The organism is Aestuariibacter sp. GS-14 (genome assembly GCF_006494365.1).
In the GTDB taxonomy this organism is placed as follows: Bacteria; Pseudomonadota; Gammaproteobacteria; order Enterobacterales; family Alteromonadaceae; genus Alteromonas; species Alteromonas mangrovi.
Genome location: NZ_VHIP01000017.1, coordinates 24,537 through 45,363, shown reverse-complemented (window position 1 = coordinate 45,363; position 20,827 = coordinate 24,537). Strand labels below are relative to the sequence as shown.

The following is a 20,827-nucleotide window of genomic DNA, read 5'->3' as shown; positions in this document are numbered from 1 at the left end:
TGCTAAGTAGCAAGCTCCCGGTATGAATTTATTTCATTGATGCGATTCAACATTTATACATTTAGCAATCTAGAACGGTGATCTTGCTTATAACTTTAGTAAATGCACTTTCTTGCTATTAGAGCATGGAGTAACACTTCCGGCGGAATATCTTTTACTGCGATTCGAGGCATACCATCTCTTTCGGTATAGCGACTTTGGAAAAGCATGTCACCTTGTCGCTATGTCGATTGTTTCTTGAACACAGCTCAAAAATAGTCTCTAGTTCAGCCACATCTTTAAGGTTGTAACTGGTTTCCCAATCAAGATATCCGAAGTAAAAGAGTCGCCCACCTCCCTGGCCTTTTCGAAATACTCAAAAATGGGAATAAACGCCTTTAACTTTTGATTTTGAGTCAAAAATGCGATGACTTTTAACATTCCAAACGGCGCATTATTAATCTTGGGAATCTGGGGGTGTTTAACTTTCACGTATTCCGATAAAGCTTCGTTAATCGTTAATGCTTCTGGGCCATAAATATTGAACTCCTGATTGTAGGTTTCAGGTTTTTTATAGGCGTGTGCTAATAAGCTACCGAAATCTTTGGCTGCAAGCCACCGTAGTTTATTGGGCTGCTTACCCATTACATTGGCCTTACCGTTCTGAACCATAATTGATAAAGATTCCATAAACCACGTTGGTCGCAATATTAAATAAGGGATGTCGCTTTGTTTAAGGTGTTGCTCTGAGCGATATTTAGCAGCAATAAAGGGTAACAATTTGCTGTTTTCGTAACAGACAGTGGCACCACTGACAAAGCTTATTAGCTTGATATTGCCATTATCTTTCGCTGTTCTAACAATTCGTTGAACAGCGGAATACTCATCTAGCTGCGACAAAGTGATATGTATCGCGTCGCAGCCATCAATTGCAGCAGCCAAGTCACTATCGTTAAATACATCGCCTCTAAGGGTTTCGTGCATAGGATAGTTTGAGGCGGCGATATTGCGCGAAAATAGCCTGAGCGAAAATCCTTCTAGAGCAAAAGCTTTGATAGTTTCTTGAGCGATTAATCCGCTAGCTCCTAAAATACAGATCTTGTTAATTGTTGTGGATGTCATTGCTATTTCCTCAAATTAATTCGTTTACATGTAAAACAGACAAATAATCACTATCGCCATATAAAAGCAGAAATCCATTTCCCCATTAATTGAGCAGAGAATACTTTTTCTGCCATATAACATTGGTTGCTAACTGCGCCCCAACATACATGCAATGGTATTAAATGTTCCTCTCTCGGGTGACAGGCTTTTGCCGCTGGGGCCTTCGCCCAATAAATCAACTGATCAGTGACGTCCTGGGGGGCTCCTTTTACTAGTGTCTGGGTTAGCCAGTTATCAAAGTCTTCGCTTTCTTTAGTGCTGGCTTTAATTGAGTGATGGGACATCCCCGAGCCTATAATTAAAACACCCTTAGCCCTTAAAGGTGCAAGCGCCTTGCCCAAAGCGATATGTTCAGCGGGATCAAGTGATTGCTTTAACGATACCTGAACAACCGGAATAGTTGCCTTTGGGTACATCAGCATGAGGGGAACAAAAGTGCCGTGATCGAAGCCTCGATGTGAGTCGAACGTGCACTCCAACCCTTCGCCAATAATTAAATTAGCTATATATTTTGCAAGCTTAGGGTCACCTGGCGCGGGATATTGATAATCGTATGTTTCGGCGGGAAATCCCCAATAATCATAAATCATTGGAGGGGTCAAACCCGAAGATACAGATATCACATTGCTTTCCCAGTGCGCACTAATCATGACGATGGCTTTCGGCTTGGGCATAAGACTTGGCAGTGCTTTTAGAAACCGAATCAGTTCCGCATGATTCGGTTCCCCCATAAGTGGAAATGGTCCGCCACCATGAGGGACGTAAGCTACCGGCATTAGCCCTACGGCAGCACACTGACTAAGCGTTGCCATTGGACTCTGCTGTTGGGGTCTTGAAAATAAAGGCTGTAAGTACTGCTAATATAATAGCTGGTATTGCGTTTGGTATGGCTTCGTAGACTACATGGAAATAGATTGCGCCAAGCATAATGATAAACAACCCCGCGCTGGCGAATGATCTTGTGCGTCGGAGCCAAATGCCAATAGCGCCGGCTAACTCACACAACCCGACAAAGTAACCAAACCACACCGGTAGCCCCATAGTTGCAAAAGAGGTATGTACCGCTTCGACCCCGGCTAATTTAGCCGCCCCCGCTGCTGCAAATGCCAGGCTTGCTAAACCAAGGCTAGCTAACATCATAATCTTTTTAGGTTTGCTCATGTCTTTCTCCGCTTCGTTTTGTGGAACGACAACAATCGTTCAACCTACTGTAAATGAGTAATAGTATAAAAAATATTGAATGTTTTTTTGTATCTCATAAACTATAAGTTTATATGTCGAGGAGAAATTATGAAGCTTGAGCAATTAGAGGCGTTTCAGACGGTCGCAGAATTGGGTTCATTGGGGCGTGCAAGCGAGCATTTATACAAAACACAGCCCGCAATAAGCCAAAGTATCAAGCAACTGGAAGAAGGACTGGGTGTAGCCTTGTTCAGTCGCGCTGGCTATCGTTTAGAACTCACACAACACGGTCACATTTTGTATCAGCAGGCGTTAAGAGTATTGAACGAAGCTGCATCTATGCAGAACATGGCCAAACATTTTAGCGCTGGGAATGAACCGAGCATTACGTTGGCAACCGAAGCTTCGTTTGATTTAAGGGGAATTATTCCGCTGCTCACGCATGTTCAAACTCAATTTCCTGATACACAAATTCTGTTGAGACAAGAACGTTTAACCGGTGCGCTAGGGGCGCTTTCTGAAAAACAAGCAACCTTATGTTTGTCCCCGTCAGGTCCAGTTCAGCTGTTAGATACGCAGTTCACGTCTCATTTTTTGGGTTCAGGTAGTCTTATAACTGTTGCCTCTGCTCAATTACTGTCTCGCCATCCGAACTTAAAATCCAGTGCAGAATTAATTAACGAATATCAAATTGTCCTTCAGGATTCGGGCAAATATTCGGGAGACAAAAAATGGGGTATCCAAGACGGGCAGCGATGCTGGTATGTGAATGATTTTGCAACAAAGCAGATGTTAATTGAGAGTGGTATGGGGTGGGGGAAACTGCCTCAGCATCAGATCCAAAAAAGTTTGGATATAGGAAAATTATTTGAACTCAAATTAAATGATATCCACAGCCGGATAAATTTAGACTATTACCTTTTCAAAAACAAAGACGAACTATTAGGCCCGGTTGCGCAAATGTTATGGGATCAATTTATGGCGTATACATTTAATATTGACCCTGCTTTATAAAGAGAACCATTCGCGGGTTTAAAACAGGATCATCAAATTCGTATATTTTCGAGACTTATCGTCTGACAGCCCAAAGTTGAAAGCCTGTGATAACCCCTGTTGAACGATTCGCCGTTTTGCTAGAGGCGCAGATTTGTCATGATGTGGTTGTGGATACATTGATAAATAAAGTATGCACAGAAAAATCAACTCGCCCCATGACTCGTATTCTAATGGCGCTCTGATTGAACAGAGCGCGTTGAGTGACTTTTCGGTGTTGTTCTGGCCTATTTTTGAACGTCCCTGGAAATCTTCCTCGGCAAATTAACTCCAAAGTAAGTTAACTACTTGAACTGATAACTCACGTAGTTATCGGCGTTAATGGTAACAATTACTTCGTTTTCGATACCCAGCGTATTTAATTCAATGAGCAATTTGGTCACCGTACTGGCAATTTCAACTTGCCTGTACATACTGCCACTTGCGTCGGTTTTAGCGACGGACAGTAGCTCCTTGTTCTGTAATTGCTCGTCGTCCAGTTCGGTAATTTCGTTGTCGATAACCGAGATGAACATCAGTGTATTGCCCAGTGCGTTGCCATTGGGATCAGTTGCACTGATATCCAGCGTAACCACTTTGTAGGTGTCAAAGGTAAAGTCTGTTTCCACATACAAATCCGTTGATTTATTCGCTGACGAATCCAATGCCGTGGCGTCAGGTGTGTAATCGGGTGCTGGTGCACTGGTTGGTGCTGGCGCGCTGGGTGGTGGCGTACTACTACTGCTATCACTTCCTCCGCCGCCACACGCTGTGAGTAAACTCAGGCTTAGGCATATCGCAGCAATTTGTATCGTTTGTTTGTTCACTTGCATTGTCATGGCCTGAATCTCCTAGCGTGTTGGTACATAGTAAAGGTGGTCGTGGGGGCTGGTGCGGAACCAGTCCTGGGCTTGTTCGCCCGAACTTTCTACCCAGGCTTCGTATTGGGGGTAACACCACACGATGTCTTTGTATTCCTGTGGGTAGTACCAGGCACCACTGACTTTCAGGCCCCAGGGGAGGTTGGCTTCGCTGCGATAGTAGCGGCCGGTTGCCGGGTCGGACGTGTCAGCGTGTTTACCAAATAAGCTGGTATCCATTTTGTCTGTCGGCGGATAGCCAGCAAAGTGAATTTCATGTCCCCGCTTGGCGGTCCGGTAAATAAAGAAGTCCAGTTCCGAATGCAGTAACGAGTTGATACCGCTGGTGAATGCAATATCCACTGTGAACGGCACAGGATCGTACTCAGGGCAGCTTTTTTCGGTATTAAAGAACTTGCAGCCAGCATCACCGGAGGCTGTGAAGTCATGGGTGTCATCCCACAACACCACCACCATGTTGGTTTGGCCTTGTTCTGCTTTCAGCGTATACAAGCTGCTGCCAACCTGTATGGACCCTTCTTTAAACAATGATGGTACGCTACCCATTAGACGCACGGCAAAGCCGTTGTTAAAGTCAGCACCGCGTGCGTCGATGAAGCCACTGAGTTTGAATCCGGTAATGTCGCCATTTGCGTTGTAAATGGTTTGCAATTGTTCGCGGATCACTAGGTCGTTCATATCGTAGTCGCCCAGTTGAGGCCATTTGTCCTCGTAGGCCAACGACACGTAGTCGCTGTTTGACGGATAGTAACTGCTAAACGCCCGTTGGTAATTATTCGGGAACTGATCCAGGGTATCGGCAATGCCGTCGGCATCGCTGTCGTTAGCTTCGGGCATTATAATGAGATTGCTTTTATCGAGCGCAGTGCTTGGCGTGGTTTTTACCGAAAACACGGCGTCATTAAAGTCGTTGTCGCCCCAGGTACGGGGAAGATCCTCAAAGCCTAACACCACTTCATCCACATAGGGGTCGTACAGTGCGGCCATGTGCTGACGCAAGCTATCAGTCGATTCCGGGTTTAAATGTTTAAGCGAGTAATAATAAGGTACAGCGCCAGCTTTTACGCCTGTGCTACTGGAAAAGCCATTCGCTGCCAGAAAAAAGCCAATACTGGTACCAGCGGGGAATGTGCCCAGACTGACTCTGTCACCCTGACGCAGATGCGGATAAGACAGGTTGGGAAATACAATGGTTTCCCTTACTTCGTTTTTAGACGCCGGCGGGTTGCTGGCGTCAAAGGTAAAATAACCAAATGAGTTTAAATAGCCTGCGCCTTCGTGCAGAAATGTAACAAACACCTCACCTTCTTCTGCCAGATGAATAGTAGAACCGGCATCGTCGATGATAAACGCTTCATTGAGTTCGGCTTCGGGTAAGGCATTAGCGATACGATCGAAAAATTCAGTGGGGTAGGTGTCAATAAAAACAACATTATCGGGTTTTCCGGTTGACTGGTTATAGCCTTGCGGCCAGGCTTCGCCGTTTAAAAACTGCCAGACGTACTGGCCGTTAACCGTTTCTACTGCCGGTGTGGTTGGGGCTACCAGGGCCAGGGTTATGGCAGTGTAGATGGCATGCTTTGCTTTCATCGCATTTCCTAGTGGGTAGTAAAATCAATACCCGATAACAGCGATTTGTGTGCCAAATAAAATATGTAAATTAAATCAATTGGTTAGTGTTTTTTTGTGAAAGGTGTTGGGTGAGATTTTGCATATTGCAATGCAGTGTGAGGCGAGCACCGCTGTTAAAAGTGTGCAGCAAAGATCAACACGCCCTAGTTATCGCGCTCTGAATAATCCCGAATCAACTGCAAGAAGGCATCGCCGTAGCGTTCAAGTTTGGTACGCCCAACCCCACTTACCGCCAGAAGTTCATTGGCATTGGCAGGTTTGGCATCTGACATTTCTGCCAGCGTGGCGTCACTAAAGATAACAAATGGCGGCACATCGTGTTCCTGAGCCAGTACCTTGCGCAGGTGCTTTAAGCGGGCAAACAGGGCTTTGTCATAATTTTTCAGCGCTACTTTTGCCGGCTTGTCCTGCTTGATTTCGAGTCTTGGGGTTGCCAGCTCTACTGGTACTTCGCCCTTTAACACCGCTCTGGCGGCTTCGGTAAGACGCAATACGGCATGGTTTGTTACGTCAATACGCACATAGCCGCGATGGATTAACTGGTTGATTATGTTGTGCCAGTACTGATCACTTTGCGATTTGCCAATTCCCCAGGTAGAGAGTTTATCGTGTCCGGACTCCTGTATACGCTTAAGCGATTTTCCACGCAGCACATCGATAACATACTGAGTCGCCACGCGTTGCTCCAGGCGCAAAATGCAGCTCAAAACCATTTGGGCATTCACAAGTCCGTCGAAGGGGCGCGGTGGATCCAGGCAAATATCACAGTTGCCGCAGGCTTTGTCGCTAAACTGTGAAAAGTAATTGAGCAATACCTGACGACGACAGGTTTGGGCTTCGGAAAAGGATTCCATGGCGCTGAACTTTTGCAGTTCAATATTATTGCGCTCGGCGTTTTCACCTTGTTCTATCCATTGCTTAACCCTGGCACTGTCTTTTTCATCGAATAACAGCATGGCTTCTGCAGGCAGTCCGTCCCGCCCGGCCCGGCCAGTTTCCTGATAGTAACTTTCAATACTGCGCGGTACATCGTGATGCACTACATACCTTACGTTGGATTTGTTTATGCCCATCCCAAACGCCACAGTCGCTACCACGATATCAATTTTGTCGGTAATAAACTGGCGCTGAACAAAGGCGCGCTCGTCGGCATCCATCCCTGCATGGTAAGCAGCACAGCGCATGCCCTGACGGTACAGTTTGGCGTTGATATCGTCTACTTTGGCGCGGGAATTACAGTAAATTATGCCACTGCCTTCCTGCTGCTTTATGTAAGTAACTATTTGATCAAACGCTTTGTATTTGGGCACCACGCGGTAGCGGATGTTGGGCCTGTCGAAACTGCCCCGATACACCAACGGATCGGTTAATCCCAACTGAATCAATATATCCTGTTGGGTGGCGGTATCGGCTGTGGCGGTTAAACCAATTAAGGGGACGGTAGGAAAGCGCTGTTTAAGCAAGCCTAGTCCACGATAGTCCTGGCGGAAATCATGCCCCCAATGCGATACGCAGTGCGCTTCGTCCACAGCAAATAGTGCAATGGGCAGTTCAGACAGCATATTCAGAAAATACGGTTGCAACAGGCGTTCAGGTGAAACGTACACCATATCGTACTCGCCGTCTTTCAACGCTTGCGTAGTGCTGTGCAGTGTCTCGGGTTCAAGACTGGAATTGATAAAAGCGGCGTTTACCCCGGCTTCTTTTAGCTGCTCTACCTGATCCTGCATTAACGAAATCAGGGGCGACACCACAATACCCGTGCCGTCGCGTACCATTGCCGGGATTTGATAACACAGGGATTTACCGCCACCGGTAGGCAGTAAAACCAGCGCGTCAGACCCGTTTATCAACTGGGCAATCACTTGCGCCTGACCATCGCGAAATTCACGGTAACCAAACGTATCTTCAAGAACCTGTTGGGCACGGTTTAACGCCTCGGAATTGTCCGTGGGTACGTTTTGCTGTGGGAGTGAAGATAGAGATGTCGCTGTCATTGGGCGTCGATTTTACGCGTTTTTGTGGAAATAATCAGGCCTTTTTAAGATCAGTTTTTCTCATTCGGAATTTGATTAAAAGTGCTATAGTTGCGCCCAGATATTCTGTCCAAGGCGGAGTTTTCCATGGCCGAACCCTTACCTACCCTGATTGAAGAAGTTGTTGCCGACAAAAAGAAAGACGACATGGAATCGGTAGCGGAATCCTTACTGGGTGCCGAAAGCATAGAAATAGCGACACTCCTCGAATCTTTGCCGGTTGGCGACCGATTGTTGTTGTGGGATGCCTTGCCCGATGATCGCAAAATCGACGTGTTGGTTGAAATGCGTAGCGATCCGCGTGAAGTGCTGATTTCGGCCACCGAAGATCATCAGTGGAGTAAAATTCTAACCGGTATTGATGCCGAAGACCTGCTGGAACTGATGGACTCATTGCCCAGCAAATTGATGGAGCTGGCGTATCAGGCGCTGGATGATCAGCAGCAGGGGTATTTCCGCGACGCAACACAATATCCCGACGAGCAAGTGGGGCACTGGATACGTCGCGATGGCCTGACCATGCCGTTAAACGCCAAAGTGCGAGATGGTTTGCGCCGTATTCGCCGCAATGTGCCGATGCATTGCGACACTATTTTTCTGGTAAACCGCTCCGGGCAATTTTCTGCGGCAGTGAAGTTAACCCGCGTGTTTGGTGCGCCGGAACATTTACCGCTGGTGGAGTTAACCGAAGAATTTATTCCGGTTATTAAGGGAACCGACGACAGTACGTCAGGCTCGCTTCAGGTTCAACGCAGTGGCTATGCTGCCTTGCCGGTGGTGGATGACAACAATAAGTTACTCGGCAGGCTGGATATTCTGGGTGCCAGTGAACTGGTAAACGAAGATTACGAACGTCAGGTGATGGCAACTGCCGGTATGGACGAAGACGAGGATTTATTTGCGCCAGTAGCAAAAAGTGCCCGTAATCGCGCCTTGTGGCTGGGAATTAACCTGCTCACTGCTTTTTTAGCCTCGTGGTTTATTGGCTTGTTTGAAGCCACCCTACAGCAGGTGGTCGCGTTGGCGGTACTGATGCCCGTTGTCGCGAGTATGGGCGGGATTGCCGGAAGTCAAACGCTTACGCTTATAGTGCGGGGCCTGGCCCTCGGTCAGGTGACCGGAGCAAACTTAAAAGCCCTGATGACCAAAGAACTGAAGGTGGGGGGCGTAAACGGGGTGATCTGGGCGTTGGTCATAGGCATTGTAGCGTTTTTCTGGTTTAGTGATCCGTTGCTGGGCGTAGTGATTTGCCTGGCGATATTTTTGAACATTCTGGCTGCTGCGCTGGCAGGCGTGTTGCTGCCAGTGGTGCTGGATAAATTGAAAATTGACCCGGCGCTGTCGGGTTCGGTGATCCTGACAACGGTTACAGACATTGTTGGGTTTGTTGCATTTTTAGGTTTAGGTAGTCTGTTTTTACTGTAGGAGTTGCTGTGTCAGCCAAGCCGTTTGCCTTATCGGGTATGTTGTATGCCATCGCGGCCTATACCATGTGGGGGGTAGCACCGCTCTATTTTAAGCAACTGGTTGAGGTGCCCCCTACGGATATTCTGATGCACCGGGTCATCTGGTCTGCCTTGTTATTGTGTGTGTTGTTACTGGCATTGGGGCAGATGGGCAAAATGCGAGCTGTTTTTGCCAGTAAACGACTTATGTATAGCTTATCCGGGGCCAGCGTACTGCTGGGCGCAAACTGGCTGCTGTTCATTTGGGCGATTAACAGTAACTACATGCTGGAAGCCAGTTTAGGTTATTACATCAACCCCATTATTAACGTATTCCTCGGGCGGTTGATTTTGCAGGAGCGCCTGCGGCCATTACAGAAATTTGCTGTGTTACTGGCGATTGCTGGTGTGGCAAATATCATTATTGCGCATGGTACCTTGCCCTGGATTGCGCTTACGCTGGCCTGCACGTTCAGTGTATATGGCCTTATTCGCAAGCAAATTCCAGTAGAGCCGATGCCCGGACTCTTTATGGAAACGCTGGTACTACTGCCCTTTGCATTGTTGTACTGGGTGATGTTTGCCAGCGAGCAGAGCAATATGCTTACCAACGACTGGGCGTTAAATGGCTGGCTGCTTGCAGCAGGTGTGGTAACCACAATGCCTCTCCTGGCGTTCAATGCCGCCGCAAAACGCATTTTGTTTACCACCCTTGGGCTGTTTCAGTATATCGGTCCAACGCTAATGTTTATAATTGCCGTTTGGCTATATCAGGAATCGTTGGAACCTGCGCGCCTGATCACATTTGCACTGGTGTGGACCGGGTTGCTGTTATTCAGCGTGGATGCCTGGCGCGGTTTTAAAAAACAGCGCAAAGTAATTGCCAGCGTGGTGGAGTAAATCGTCGCCATAGCAGATCAAACTCACTCGTTTCAGCGTGTTGCTAGCGACATGATTGGTAACAGTTCATCAGTTTACAGTCCACGTAATAGCGTTTAGCTTCTGGCTTACTATTTCTGTTTGAAGAAAGGAAGCCAAATGATGAAGACCAAACGATGGGGTTTACTGGCATGGGTTGTTGCGGCGCTTTGGACGTCGTTTGTGCACGCCGCTGAACTAGAGCCGGAACAGGCTGAAGCGCTGGTGCAGCAACAAATTGACGCACAACTTGCGTTTGACGCCGATACGCTGAAACGTATTTTGCATGATAGCTACCTTGAAGTCTCTCCCGTCGGTGAAATTGACACCAAAGAGCAGGTTGTGGCGTTTTACGATCCCGCAAAAAAGCGCCCAGGACCTGCAGCGACACTGAGCGATCTCAATGTGCGAGTTTATCAGCAAACCGCGGTGGTGACCGGGCGTGTCGTATTTGCTATGACGATGCCGGACGGTAAAGAAAACCGCTTTACCATGACCGGCAGTTGGGTAATAGCTGAGCATGAAGGCGTCGCCACAATTGTGTCGGCGCACTACACGCCGGTACGAAAATAGCGAGTACCTATGCGAATTAGTATCAACTGGCGCTAGTCGATACCGAACCTGTGTCACGTTGAAGCGGGCGCAAAACACGTCTCACTAAAAACAAAGACAAGGCCGATTGTACACATACTGTGGTTACCGAGAGGTACCAGACTTGCTCAATATAAAAGTCTGGCTGAGCGGTTAGCCACATAAGCGGCACCGCAAAGGTGACCAGTCGTGTGGCAGAGCTCCACAAGCTCGGCCAGGTATTGCCGACCCCCTGAAAAATGCCAGAGCAACTGAAAATGATCCCCGATGGAATAAAGTTAAAGCAAATCGTGGTAAGAAACACGGTGCTAACCGCAATGACGCTCGCGTCGTCAGAAAAACTGCCAAGTAATAACTGGGGCTGCCATAAACACAGCAGGGTTAATCCTGCCATTAATCCGCAACTGATTATCAGCGCGTAGCGAAAGGCGTCTTTTACCCGATGAGGCTGCTGGGCCCCGTAATTCTGCCCGGCGACGGCGGGCAGTGCAAACGCGATAGCCATTGCTGGCAGTAGTAGCGCTTGCATCACTCTTGATCCCAATCCGAATCCTGCTGTGGCACTTGCTCCAAACCCTTGAATTGCCCAATACACCAGCGCCATGTAGGTGAACATCAGAAAAAATTCAGCGCCAGCAGGGAAGCCAATTTTCCATAACCGTTTCCATGTATGGAGCTGCGGTTTAAGTTGCACCTTATTCACCGATACATACTGTTCCATTCGCTGAAAATAGCGCCATAGCAGCAATACAGAAAATAGTGCAGAGAGTGAACTGGCAAGACCCGCACCTGCGGTGCCCATCGCGTAACCGGTTAACCAGCCGTGAATCAAAACGGGCGTTAGCAGTATGTTCAGAAGTAAAGACAGCATTTGTACCTGCATGGCAGGCTTTACGATCCCTGTGCCACGCATTGCTGCAGTCATTGCCACAATACAAAATTGCAAAGCCAGACTGGGTAAAAAGTAGTAAAGATACTGCGCGCCTTCTGTTTTTACTTCTGGGTCCATCGTCATGTTGTCCATGTACGGCCGGGTAAGCAGATAGCCTGCTGCCAATACGGCAATGGCCAGTAACTGGGAAATAAACAAAGACTGATTGAACAGATGATTCGCGTCATTCTGATCTTTGCGACCAACTGCATGCGAGATTAACGTGGCAGTACCAACGTTTAGCATTTGCGTGAGGGCCAGTACAAACATAGAGATATTAGCGGCAGCGCTTACCCCGGCTAAGGATGTGTCGCCTAACTGACCTACGAAATACAAGTCCGTCATCAGGTAAAGGGTATGTACCAGCATGCCCATCGCCATTGGCACAGCCAGTTTAATTAAGTGTTTAGGGATTGAACCCTGCGTAAGATCTTCCATGGTTGTCTCAGGTGTTTTCTCTTGTATTTCTTTGGTGTTTTTGGATTAGGTTGACCCAGTTAAGCCGCCTTACGACAACTGGGATGCATCGATTGCAGACAGATGCAGGCTCGATAACAGGCCCATGCATTGCTCTACCTGTTGTTGATTCATCATATTGGTTACGCGCTCGGCAGCGTACTCAATACTTTGGGTTGCCTGCTGATACGCTTCAAGCCCGCCATGGGTAAGCCTGACTAAACTCACCCGGGCATCTCTGGCATTGGCAACGCGTTCAACCCAACCCACCTTTTCCATGGGCAACAGTAAACGCGTAACCCCAGAAGCTGTAACACCAATACTGTCTGCCAGAGATACCCGTTTGATGGTGTGATCACTGGACTGACTCAGGCGATGCAAAACCAGCCATTCTGTAAAGCTCAGACCATGAACAGACAGGGTGTTCTCCAGTGGTTTGAGCGCCTGATTGTGTGTTTTTACCAAGGTCAAAATCAATTGCATTGGATGTGTCAGTGATGACATTGATAGTTCCTCATTACTAAGTTGGTTGCATAATACTTGAGTAGTAAAGTATTATGCAAGCTAATTATTGAACGTTTTTTAATCTTCATTGCAGAGTAGAGAATGAAGGAGCTGACGTAGGGATGCTTCAATACGATAAGAGGGATGGGTAGACAATGTGCCTGATGAGTGACGTGAGTTAGTCGTGAACCACCTGATTACGCCCTCCGGTTTTAGCCTGATAGAGCAACTGGTCGGCACGGGTGAGCATGTCATGAATGTTGGGCGAGGAAACCGTAGTCAGGCCGATGCTGGCGGTAATATGCAAGACTTGCCCTTCTGCATTTACCGGCTTGGCGGCAATGAATTGACGTAGCTGCTCTATACGCTTAACGGCTTCCTGTGCGGATAAATTGGGTAAGTAGATACAGAATTCTTCACCGCCAAAACGCGACACAATCAGGTCGCTACAACTTTGCGCAATGCGCTTGGCTATCGCTTTTAACACAAGATCACCCGCGTCATGGCCATAGGTGTCGTTAATTCGTTTAAAGTGATCGAGGTCGAGCAGGGCAACGGATTGGTGCTTAATTGCAGATTGCTGGCATTGTTCTACGGTATAGAAAAAATGACGACGGTTGGGAAGTCCGGTTAAATAATCAGTGTTCGCGGTACGACGAATGGTTTCCACTTTTTCGATTAAATCAATGTTTAGCATAATCCGGCAGAGCAGTTCTTCGTGGCAAAAGGGTTTGCGTACAAAGTCATTGGCACCGCTTTTGATGAACCGGGCCGACAGCAGGTTATTTTCGTCTTCAGACAGCCCGAGGATCGCCAGGGATTCCTTGTTATGGGTTTTGCGCAAATGTGCCACAAACTGAGTCGGTAATTCGCCTTTTACCTCGCTGTCGATCAGCAGTAATTTCACGTTTGAGTAAGTCGACAGCAAATCTTCAATTTCAGACGTATTGGCGCATTCAAACGTAATAAAATTGTGGCGTCGCAGCAGTGCGGCCATGGCAGTGCGATTTTGCCGTTTGGGATCCGCCACAATCACGCCAATGCCCTTATTTTTTTCAAGTCTGGAAAGTAGCCGCATCAGGTAATCGAACACCTGTGCGTTTTCTTTGGGAATATAATCCACCACGTCTTTGGCCAGGATTACACTGCGTGTCTCGGCGTCAACGCTACCCGTAGAGACAATCGTGGGAATAAAGCTTTCTATTGCGTAATCAATGGCTTCGCCATGAGGGGCGTCGGGCAAATGGTAATCTACGATGGCGCACAGGTAGTCTTCGGGATCGCTGTGTAAAAATATATGCCGGGCTTCGGCCAGCGTAGTGGCCACTACCGGTTTAAGCCCTGCTTGTTCTACAAGTTTGCGAAGCAGCGCCAGACTGGTGCTGCTGTCTTCAATAACCAGGACCTTTTGTTGCATCGACAAACCCTCATGCAGGTTCAAGTTTCGCGAAACTTAACACCAGCCACTTACTGCCAAACTCGTCAAAATTAACCTGAACCCGGGCATGATCCCCGCTCCCTTCATAGTTTAGCACAACTCCTTCACCAAACTTGCGATGTCTTACGCGCTGCCCTAACGAGAACCCGCTTTGCTCGAAACTTTCGTGAGACACGGCGCGGCTGAAGCGATTGGGCACGGGCCGTGATACAGTGGTTTTAAGGCGGATTTCTTCAACACAGTCCACCGGGATTTCGCGCAAAAAGCGCGACGCTGTGTGGTATTTTTCCTGGCCATACAGGCGGCGCATTTCAGCGTAGGTCATGAAGAGTTTTTTCATCGCCCGGGTCATGCCTACGTAACAAAGACGGCGTTCTTCTTCCATACGACCGGGCTCTTCGTTAGTCATCTGGCTGGGGAACATGCCTTCCTCTACTCCGGCCATAAACACCAGCGGAAATTCCAACCCTTTGGCAGTGTGAATGGTCATGAGTTGTACTGCGTCCTGTTCGCCGCTTGCCTGAGTTTCACCTGCTTCCAAAGAGGCATGAGCCAAGAAGGCAGCTAATGGTGTCATCTCATCGGCTTCTTCGGGCACTACAAATTGCTTACAGGCGGTTACCAGTTCTTCTAAGTTTTCCAGTCTTGCCTGGGCCTTTTCACCCTTTTCAGCCTGGTACATGGCGTACAAGCCCGACTGTTTGAACGCGTATGCGGCTTGTTCCTCCAGTGGCAGTTCGGCGCAGGCTTCGTCCATGGATGTGATCAGAGTAATAAACTGTTCCAGGGCGTTGGCAGCTCGCCCAGTCAGCGCTTTTTGCTGAAGTAACTGCAGACTGGCTTGCCACATTGAACAATTTTGAATTCTGGCGTGTTCGCGAATAGTGGCGAGGGTGCGTTCACCCAGGCCCCGGCTTGGTGTATTCACAACCCGCTCAAATGCCGCATCGTCATGGGCGTGGCTCACCAGTCGCATGTAACCCAGGGCGTCTTTGATTTCCTGGCGTTCGAAAAATCGCAAACCACCGTAAATCCGGTATGGCAGCCCCTGATGTAATAACGCTTCCTCAAGTACCCGGGACTGGGCATTGTTGCGGTATAAAATGGCACTCTCGCGCAATTGATTACCCTGGTTATGCCAGTCTGCTATTTGCGAAATAATAAACCGCGCTTCGTCCAGTTCATTAAAGCCGGCATAAATGGAAATGGGTTCACCGCTGTCTCCCTCTGTCCATAGCTCTTTACCCAGGCGCCCCTGGTTGTGTTCGATAACCGCATTGGCTGCTTTGAGAATGGTACCGGTTGAGCGATAGTTTTGTTCCAGACGAATAGTTGCAGCATCGTTAAAGTCGCGAAGGAAGTGCTGAATATTGTTTACATTGGCGCCGCGCCAGCCGTAAATGGACTGGTCGTCGTCGCCTACAATCATAATATTGTTGTCGTGACCGCAAAGCAGGCGCAGCCAGGCGTACTGAATATTGTTGGTATCCTGGAATTCGTCTACCAATACAGCACGGAATCGGCGCTGATAGTGGCTCAGTAAGTCCGGGTTCTTTACCCATAATTCGTGGGCACGCAGCAACAGCTCTGCGAAATCGACTAACCCTGAACGGTCGCAGGCGTCCTGGTAAGCGGCATAAATATCCCGCATTTTTTGCTGCGTGTGGTCGCCATGGGTTTCGATATGCTGCGGCCGCAGGCCTTCGTCTTTATTGCCGTTGATATACCACTGAATTTGCCGTGGTGCCCAGTGCTTCTCATCCAGATTCATGGCTTTTAGAACACGGCGCACCAAACGGTATTGATCATCGGAGTCGAGGATCTGAAAGTTCTCTGGCAGGTTCGCTTCGGCATAATGTGCGCGCAATAAACGGTGAGCCAAGCCGTGGAAGGTACCAATCCACATGGTATTGAGCGGACGCCCCATCAGGCTTTCAATGCGCCCGCGCATTTCTTTGGCTGCCTTGTTGGTGAAGGTGACCGCTAAAATACTGTAGGGTGCGATGTTCTCGACTTGCATTAGCCAGGCAATACGGTGCACCAGTACACGGGTTTTACCACTGCCGGCACCCGCCAGGATCAGGCTGTTAGACAATGGCGCGGCAACGGCTTCGCGTTGTTTATCGTTTAATTCGTCGAGTAACTCGGAGACATCCATAGAGAAAAATGCCTGTATTTTTATTCAGGGGTTAGTTAATGATGAGAGTATGCCATTAATGCGTTGTGCGATAAACCTTAATGCCTTCGTGAATAACGCGGTTAGGCAATTGTTATCACTACAACACGGTGAAAATATAGTCATCTTTATGATATGCTCACGCGTATTCAATGTAGTTAGCCATTAAATGAGCAGAAAACCACGCGGTTTATCGCTTGTGATGGGTTGGTGTACTTGAAATTTAAGTAACAGTTACTATCTTCGCGGGGTTATCCGGTATTTTGTCCGCTTTTAAACATTGGGAAAGTAATATGCAAGCAATGACCGCAACAACCGACTTCTGGCTAACGCTAAAGCAGGAAGCCAAACGTATTGTTGAGCAGGAACCGCTGTTGGCGAGCTTTATTCATGCCTGTATTCTCACCCACCATAATTTTGAGTCGTCGCTGAGCTTTATTTTATCGAATAAAATGGCCGATGATGTGATGCCCGCACTGGCGATTCGCGAAGTGTTTGACGAAGCCTATTTGCTTGAACCGGCCATTGTTGATGCCGCCATTGAAGATATCCGGGCGATATTTAATCGCGATCCAGCGGTAAAGGATTACCTTACTGTGCTAATTCACTTTAAGGGATTTCAGTCGGTTCAAGTGCATCGTCTGGCGCATTATTTATGGCAACACAAACGCTATCAGCTAGCGTTATTCCTGCAAAGTCGCAATTCTGAGGCCTTCGCGGTAGATATTCACCCCGCTGCCACGATTGGCAAAGGCGTGATGTTCGACCATGCAACCGGCATTGTGGTAGGCGAAACGGCAGTGATAGAAGACAATGTGTCGATACTGCAAAACGTAACGCTGGGCGGTACCGGTAACGAAAGCGGTGACCGTCACCCAAAAATCCGTCAGGGCGTAATGCTGGGCTCCGGCGCGAAAATCCTCGGCAATATTGAGATTGGCGAAGGGTCTAAAGTGGGCGCCGGAAGCGTTGTGCTCAATGATGTACCTCCGCACGTTACAGTGGTAGGTGTACCTGCCAAAGTGGTGGGCCGACCCTGTTGTAGCCGCCCGTGCGACTCCATGCAACAGAACGTACTGGAAGATAATCAGCCTGTTGATTAGGCGCAGCTAATGAGGTCCCGGACATTGCATCGCAATTCCGGGAAGACGTGAGTTGTTTAGGTCCCGAACGTTGCTTTGCCATTCCGGCAAGACGGAAGTTGTTGAGGTCCCGGACATTGCTTCGCAATGCCGGGAAGACGGGAATTACTCAACCAGCGTTAATAATTCGTCCAGATACGACAATTGAATGCCGGGTAACACAGCCAGTTTTTCCGAGCGCAAATCCATTTTACGATTACAGGCCAACCACGCGGTTTGCATACCTGCCCGATGCGCCCCCAGGATATCTTTAATCAGATTGTCGCCTACGTGCATGATCTGCTGCGATGGCAGGGAAAGGTATGCTATGGCTTCCTCGAACATATCAGGATAAGGCTTGCGGGGACGGGTTACACTGGCGTGTAAGGTTAAACTGAAATACGGTGCCAGGCCTATCTTATGGGTATCCACATTGCCATTGGTTATAGCCACCAACGGGACCTTGTTTGCGAGCTTTTGCATTACGGCTTTAACACCTGGCGCAACCTCGAAGTCACTGCGTACGGCGTAGAAAAAGTCAAACAATTCACTTGCTGCCTGGGCGCGTTCGTCGTCCGGTAGACCCGTTTTTCCCAGAGCGGTAAACAGGGTTTGCCAGCGCAGTTTACCCATGTCCGATGCCAGCTTTGGATTGTTGTTTATCAGTGCTTTTTTAATAGCAAACCAATCGTCGTTCGTCATTGAACGCAGTGCCGGGTAGCGCTGATGAATTTTTTTATTCAGTTCGGCGTCGGCGTGACGGATAACGGGTTCGTTATCGTAAAGGGTGTCGTCAAGATCAAACGTAAAGGCTTTAACCGGATAGATCGGACGATAACATTGCATTACAAACTCCAGAATAAAAAACTACTTTTTGCGCGCTCGCGGATGCGCGTTATCGTATACCTTGGCCAGATGCTGGAAATCCAGATGCGTATAGACCTGAGTGGTGGATAAATTGGCGTGCCCTAACAACTCCTGTACAGCCCGCAAATCGCCGCTCGACTCTAATACGTGCGTTGCGAAGGAATGGCGCAATTTGTGTGGGTTAACGCCTTGTCCCATAGCCTGGCGCTTGGCCATTTCGTTCAACCGGTTGGCTACCTGACGGTTTGATATGCGATTTTGCCGTTTGCTGATAAACAGCGCGGATTCCCCGTCTTTGGTAAGCCACTGTCGTCTTACTCCAAGCCACCTGGCAACGGCTTCGCGGGCTTTTCGCCCCACTGGCAGTAAGCGTTGTTTGTTGCCTTTACCGGTAACCCGTACCTGATGATCACGGGTAAAATCGAATACATTGAGAGAGGTCAGTTCACTCAAACGCAAACCACAGCCGTACATGAGTTCAAACATTGCCTGATCGCGGATCAGCAGGTCTTCGTCTTCATCTTCATTGAGCAACACCGCCATATCGTCTACCGAGAGTTGCTTTGGTAAGGGTTTATCAGCCTTGGGTGCGGAAACGCCGTCTACCGGGTTGCTATCTAACACACCCTGCTGCATAAGGTAGTTGCTGAACGTCCTTAATGCTGAGAGTCGCAGTGCAATGCTGCGTGGATGTAAGTGTTGCTTTCGCGCGCTTGCCAGTGCCTGTTTCACTTTCGATTGGGTGAGTGCCTGCCAGTGCTGAAGATCCAGAGAGAGTGCTACCTGAGTCAGCTGGCGCTGATAGTTACTGAGTGTATGAGACGACAGGCCGCGCTCATAGCGCAAAAATGCCAGAAATTTCTGCAACCAGTGCGCGCAATCGGGAGCAAGCTGCAGGTCAGGCACTGCGGCTTCTTTGCGCATTAGTAGGGCAGTTTGGTAGGTAAAACGTAATTGAGCACTTCGCGAAGTTGATTCAGCAGCAGTGTATCCATATCCGGTGTGAAATGATCAGCATTGCGACTGCCAACAGCCAGAATACCCATGTCGCGAAGATTGCCCAACAGGATCAGTGCGGCAGATTCTGCTACCTGACCACCAAACATTAACTGGCGTTCGTGCTCACTCAGGCGGCCAAAGAAATACGGTGAGTCTTTAAAGCGTTTTTCCAGAAATAAACGGCGTTGCAGTTCTGGCAAAGCGTTGGGGCCTTTAAATGATTTAAATTCAACCGTGGCCAGGCCAAGTTCTTCCTGCAGGGTTTCCTGTAGAGCTAATAAGATATCGGCGAGGGTGTGACAGGTTAATAACCGGAGGTTTAAGTCGGCATAGGCGCGGTATATTTTTTCATTTTGCTTGGCAATGCTAATTAGCTGAGTGAGTTTGTAATTAAGCAAACGCACTTTCTTACGCAATTGTTCGCTTTGAATTTCTACCAGCGAAACGCTGCCTTTTTGAGCATGAGGAACCTGTAATTGTTCCAGTATGCTGGGGTGTTGAATGAAGAAATCAGGATTCTCGATTAAGTACTGGCTAACTTGCTCCGCCGTTACATCGCCGACTTCCGGAAATTCGGTATCGAACTGTAATGAGGTATTGCCCTGACCTGCTAAATCATTCATATAGTTATTGTTCCGTCGTATACATGCTCGGCTGGGCCTGTCATTTTTAACGGGGTACCCGCACCCTGCCAGCGAATTCGTAAACTGCCGCCGGGCAGATCAACCCGAACGTCCTTGCCTAATTTACCCTGAATCTGGCCTATTGCAACTGCTGCGCATGCGCCGCTTCCACAAGCCAGTGTTTCGCCCGCGCCGCGCTCAAAAACACGCAGGCGAATATGTTCTTCATTCACAATTTGCATAAAGCCAACGTTAACGCCTTCAGGAAAGCGCTCGTGGCGTTCTAACGTTGGGCCAATCGTACCCACTTCGGCTGTATCTACATTGTCTACTTCCAGCACGCAATGTGGATTACCCATGGATACCGCACCGCAAAAATGCGTGTTGTCGTCGGCGCGAATAAGGTAGGTTTTTTCCTCCTTATTGGCTTTCAGTGGTATCTCAGCCGGTGTGAAGTTAGGAATGCCCATATTCACTGTAACCTGGCCGTCTTTTTCGAGGTACAGGATCATCTTACCTGCTTTGGTGCTCACCACAATTTTATTGCGGTTGATGAGCCCCTTTAATTTTACAAAACGGGCGAAACAACGGGCACCGTTGCCACACTGAGAGACTTCGGAGCCATCGGCATTAAAAATACGGTAGTGAAAATCCTGGTCGGGATCGTAGGGAGGTTCAACCATTAGTAACTGATCGAACCCAATACCAAAATTACGGTCGGCGAGTTGCTGAATTTTCTCTTTGGAAAAGAAAACATTCTGGGTAACGTTATCAATGACCATAAAGTCATTACCCAGCCCGTGCATTTTAGAAAAATTTACCAGCATTTCAGCGCAACAATAATTATTAGAA

Annotated in this window: 19 protein-coding genes; 5 read left to right on the top strand and 14 right to left on the bottom strand. The window is 48.3% G+C overall.

Annotated elements, in window-relative coordinates; genetic code table 11:
- Window positions 1-261: 261 nt before the first annotated feature.
- Genes FJ444_RS19185 through FJ444_RS19175 form a run of 3 tightly spaced genes read right to left on the bottom strand, consistent with a single transcriptional unit; the run spans window position 262 to window position 2,304 of the window.
- Window positions 262-1,101, bottom strand: coding sequence for an SDR family oxidoreductase (locus FJ444_RS19185; protein WP_140961163.1), 840 nt, complete (start codon window positions 1,099-1,101; stop codon window positions 262-264).
- A gap of 50 nt (window positions 1,102-1,151) precedes the next feature.
- Window positions 1,152-1,955 (bottom strand): class III extradiol ring-cleavage dioxygenase, encoded by an 804-nt coding sequence (locus FJ444_RS19180; RefSeq protein ID WP_140961161.1) that lies wholly within the window; start codon window positions 1,953-1,955, stop codon window positions 1,152-1,154.
- Window positions 1,942-2,304, bottom strand: coding sequence for a DoxX family protein (locus FJ444_RS19175; protein WP_140961159.1), 363 nt, complete (start codon window positions 2,302-2,304; stop codon window positions 1,942-1,944). Before FJ444_RS19175 ends, FJ444_RS19180 begins: the two co-directional genes overlap by 14 nt.
- Before the next feature lie 129 nt (window positions 2,305-2,433).
- Here FJ444_RS19175 and FJ444_RS19170 point away from each other — a divergent pair, with 129 nt between their 5' ends.
- Window positions 2,434-3,339 (top strand): LysR family transcriptional regulator, encoded by a 906-nt coding sequence (locus FJ444_RS19170; RefSeq protein WP_140961157.1) that lies wholly within the window; start codon window positions 2,434-2,436, stop codon window positions 3,337-3,339.
- Window positions 3,340-3,662: 323 nt separating this feature from the next.
- On the opposite strand, the gene FJ444_RS19165 is transcribed toward FJ444_RS19170, so the two are convergent.
- The 3 genes from FJ444_RS19165 to recQ form a co-directional block, all read right to left on the bottom strand.
- Window positions 3,663-4,196, bottom strand: coding sequence for a hypothetical protein (locus tag FJ444_RS19165; protein WP_140961155.1), 534 nt, complete (start codon window positions 4,194-4,196; stop codon window positions 3,663-3,665).
- A 12-nt stretch (window positions 4,197-4,208) separates the two neighbouring features.
- A complete protein-coding gene (locus FJ444_RS19160) occupies window positions 4,209-5,828 on the bottom strand; it encodes an LruC domain-containing protein (protein WP_140961154.1) in 1,620 nt (539 codons plus the stop codon).
- A 185-nt stretch (window positions 5,829-6,013) separates the two neighbouring features.
- On the bottom strand, window positions 6,014-7,867 hold the full coding sequence (recQ, locus tag FJ444_RS19155) for a DNA helicase RecQ (RefSeq protein WP_140961152.1): 1,854 nt from the start codon (window positions 7,865-7,867) through the stop codon (window positions 6,014-6,016).
- A gap of 126 nt (window positions 7,868-7,993) precedes the next feature.
- On the opposite strand from recQ, the gene FJ444_RS19150 reads away from it, so the two are divergent.
- The 3 genes from FJ444_RS19150 to FJ444_RS19140 all read left to right on the top strand — a co-directional run bounded on the left by FJ444_RS19150 (window position 7,994) and on the right by FJ444_RS19140 (window position 10,842).
- Window positions 7,994-9,331: a magnesium transporter gene (locus FJ444_RS19150; protein WP_140961150.1), complete on the top strand. Its 1,338-nt coding sequence runs from the start codon at window positions 7,994-7,996 to the stop codon at window positions 9,329-9,331.
- 38 nt (window positions 9,332-9,369) lie between these two features.
- A complete protein-coding gene (rarD, locus tag FJ444_RS19145) occupies window positions 9,370-10,251 on the top strand; it encodes an EamA family transporter RarD (RefSeq protein WP_140961274.1) in 882 nt (293 codons plus the stop codon).
- Between the two features lie 138 nt (window positions 10,252-10,389).
- Complete coding sequence (locus FJ444_RS19140) at window positions 10,390-10,842, top strand: nuclear transport factor 2 family protein (protein ID WP_140961149.1); 453 nt, start codon at window positions 10,390-10,392, stop codon at window positions 10,840-10,842.
- 22 nt (window positions 10,843-10,864) lie between these two features.
- Here the strand turns inward: FJ444_RS19140 and FJ444_RS19135 are convergent, their stop codons facing one another.
- From FJ444_RS19135 to uvrD, 4 genes are all read right to left on the bottom strand, one after another.
- The gene (locus tag FJ444_RS19135; protein WP_140961147.1) at window positions 10,865-12,229 is read right to left on the bottom strand and encodes an MATE family efflux transporter; all 1,365 of its coding nucleotides are present in this window, start codon (window positions 12,227-12,229) and stop codon (window positions 10,865-10,867) included.
- A gap of 69 nt (window positions 12,230-12,298) precedes the next feature.
- On the bottom strand, window positions 12,299-12,751 hold the full coding sequence (locus tag FJ444_RS19130; RefSeq protein WP_140961146.1) for a MarR family winged helix-turn-helix transcriptional regulator: 453 nt from the start codon (window positions 12,749-12,751) through the stop codon (window positions 12,299-12,301).
- A gap of 178 nt (window positions 12,752-12,929) precedes the next feature.
- Window positions 12,930-14,168 (bottom strand): diguanylate cyclase, encoded by a 1,239-nt coding sequence (locus FJ444_RS19125; protein ID WP_140961144.1) that lies wholly within the window; start codon window positions 14,166-14,168, stop codon window positions 12,930-12,932.
- 10 nt (window positions 14,169-14,178) lie between these two features.
- The gene (gene uvrD, locus FJ444_RS19120) at window positions 14,179-16,347 is read right to left on the bottom strand and encodes a DNA helicase II (RefSeq protein ID WP_140961143.1); all 2,169 of its coding nucleotides are present in this window, start codon (window positions 16,345-16,347) and stop codon (window positions 14,179-14,181) included.
- Between the two features lie 311 nt (window positions 16,348-16,658).
- Here uvrD and cysE point away from each other — a divergent pair, with 311 nt between their 5' ends.
- Window positions 16,659-17,468, top strand: coding sequence for a serine O-acetyltransferase (gene cysE / locus FJ444_RS19115; protein ID WP_140961142.1), 810 nt, complete (start codon window positions 16,659-16,661; stop codon window positions 17,466-17,468).
- 144 nt (window positions 17,469-17,612) lie between these two features.
- Here cysE and FJ444_RS19110 read toward each other — a convergent pair whose 3' ends face one another.
- The 4 genes from FJ444_RS19110 to dapF are packed head-to-tail and all read right to left on the bottom strand — an operon-like array spanning window position 17,613 to window position 20,802.
- The gene (locus tag FJ444_RS19110) at window positions 17,613-18,332 is read right to left on the bottom strand and encodes an HAD-IA family hydrolase (RefSeq protein WP_140961141.1); all 720 of its coding nucleotides are present in this window, start codon (window positions 18,330-18,332) and stop codon (window positions 17,613-17,615) included.
- A gap of 21 nt (window positions 18,333-18,353) precedes the next feature.
- Window positions 18,354-19,277 carry a tyrosine recombinase XerC gene (gene xerC / locus FJ444_RS19105; RefSeq protein ID WP_140961140.1) on the bottom strand — a complete coding sequence of 308 codons (924 nt, stop codon included), beginning with the start codon at window positions 19,275-19,277 and terminating at the stop codon, window positions 18,354-18,356.
- Entirely contained in the window at window positions 19,277-19,975 is a 699-nt protein-coding gene (locus tag FJ444_RS19100) for a DUF484 family protein (RefSeq protein WP_140961139.1), read from the bottom strand. Before FJ444_RS19100 ends, xerC begins: the two co-directional genes overlap by 1 nt.
- Window positions 19,972-20,802 carry a diaminopimelate epimerase gene (dapF, locus tag FJ444_RS19095; RefSeq protein ID WP_140961138.1) on the bottom strand — a complete coding sequence of 277 codons (831 nt, stop codon included), beginning with the start codon at window positions 20,800-20,802 and terminating at the stop codon, window positions 19,972-19,974. Before dapF ends, FJ444_RS19100 begins: the two co-directional genes overlap by 4 nt.
- Window positions 20,803-20,827 lie beyond the last annotated feature (25 nt).

Coding starts and splice junctions, on each gene's coding strand:
- FJ444_RS19160 (WP_140961154.1), bottom strand. CDS start 5,828: ATGAAAGCAAAGCATGCCATCTACACTGCCATAACCCTGGCCCTGGTA.
- FJ444_RS19130 (WP_140961146.1), bottom strand. CDS start 12,751: ATGTCATCACTGACACATCCAATGCAATTGATTTTGACCTTGGTAAAA.
- FJ444_RS19165 (WP_140961155.1), bottom strand. CDS start 4,196: ATGACAATGCAAGTGAACAAACAAACGATACAAATTGCTGCGATATGC.
- FJ444_RS19170 (WP_140961157.1), top strand. CDS start 2,434: ATGAAGCTTGAGCAATTAGAGGCGTTTCAGACGGTCGCAGAATTGGGT.
- uvrD (WP_140961143.1), bottom strand. CDS start 16,347: ATGGATGTCTCCGAGTTACTCGACGAATTAAACGATAAACAACGCGAA.
- xerC (WP_140961140.1), bottom strand. CDS start 19,277: ATGCGCAAAGAAGCCGCAGTGCCTGACCTGCAGCTTGCTCCCGATTGC.
- FJ444_RS19180 (WP_140961161.1), bottom strand. CDS start 1,955: ATGGCAACGCTTAGTCAGTGTGCTGCCGTAGGGCTAATGCCGGTAGCT.
- FJ444_RS19175 (WP_140961159.1), bottom strand. CDS start 2,304: ATGAGCAAACCTAAAAAGATTATGATGTTAGCTAGCCTTGGTTTAGCA.
- FJ444_RS19135 (WP_140961147.1), bottom strand. CDS start 12,229: ATGGAAGATCTTACGCAGGGTTCAATCCCTAAACACTTAATTAAACTG.
- FJ444_RS19185 (WP_140961163.1), bottom strand. CDS start 1,101: ATGACATCCACAACAATTAACAAGATCTGTATTTTAGGAGCTAGCGGA.
- FJ444_RS19125 (WP_140961144.1), bottom strand. CDS start 14,168: ATGCAACAAAAGGTCCTGGTTATTGAAGACAGCAGCACCAGTCTGGCG.
- FJ444_RS19150 (WP_140961150.1), top strand. CDS start 7,994: ATGGCCGAACCCTTACCTACCCTGATTGAAGAAGTTGTTGCCGACAAA.
- FJ444_RS19100 (WP_140961139.1), bottom strand. CDS start 19,975: ATGAATGATTTAGCAGGTCAGGGCAATACCTCATTACAGTTCGATACC.
- recQ (WP_140961152.1), bottom strand. CDS start 7,867: ATGACAGCGACATCTCTATCTTCACTCCCACAGCAAAACGTACCCACG.
- FJ444_RS19110 (WP_140961141.1), bottom strand. CDS start 18,332: ATGCAATGTTATCGTCCGATCTATCCGGTTAAAGCCTTTACGTTTGAT.
- FJ444_RS19140 (WP_140961149.1), top strand. CDS start 10,390: ATGATGAAGACCAAACGATGGGGTTTACTGGCATGGGTTGTTGCGGCG.
- rarD (WP_140961274.1), top strand. CDS start 9,370: ATGTTGTATGCCATCGCGGCCTATACCATGTGGGGGGTAGCACCGCTC.
- cysE (WP_140961142.1), top strand. CDS start 16,659: ATGCAAGCAATGACCGCAACAACCGACTTCTGGCTAACGCTAAAGCAG.
- dapF (WP_140961138.1), bottom strand. CDS start 20,802: ATGCTGGTAAATTTTTCTAAAATGCACGGGCTGGGTAATGACTTTATG.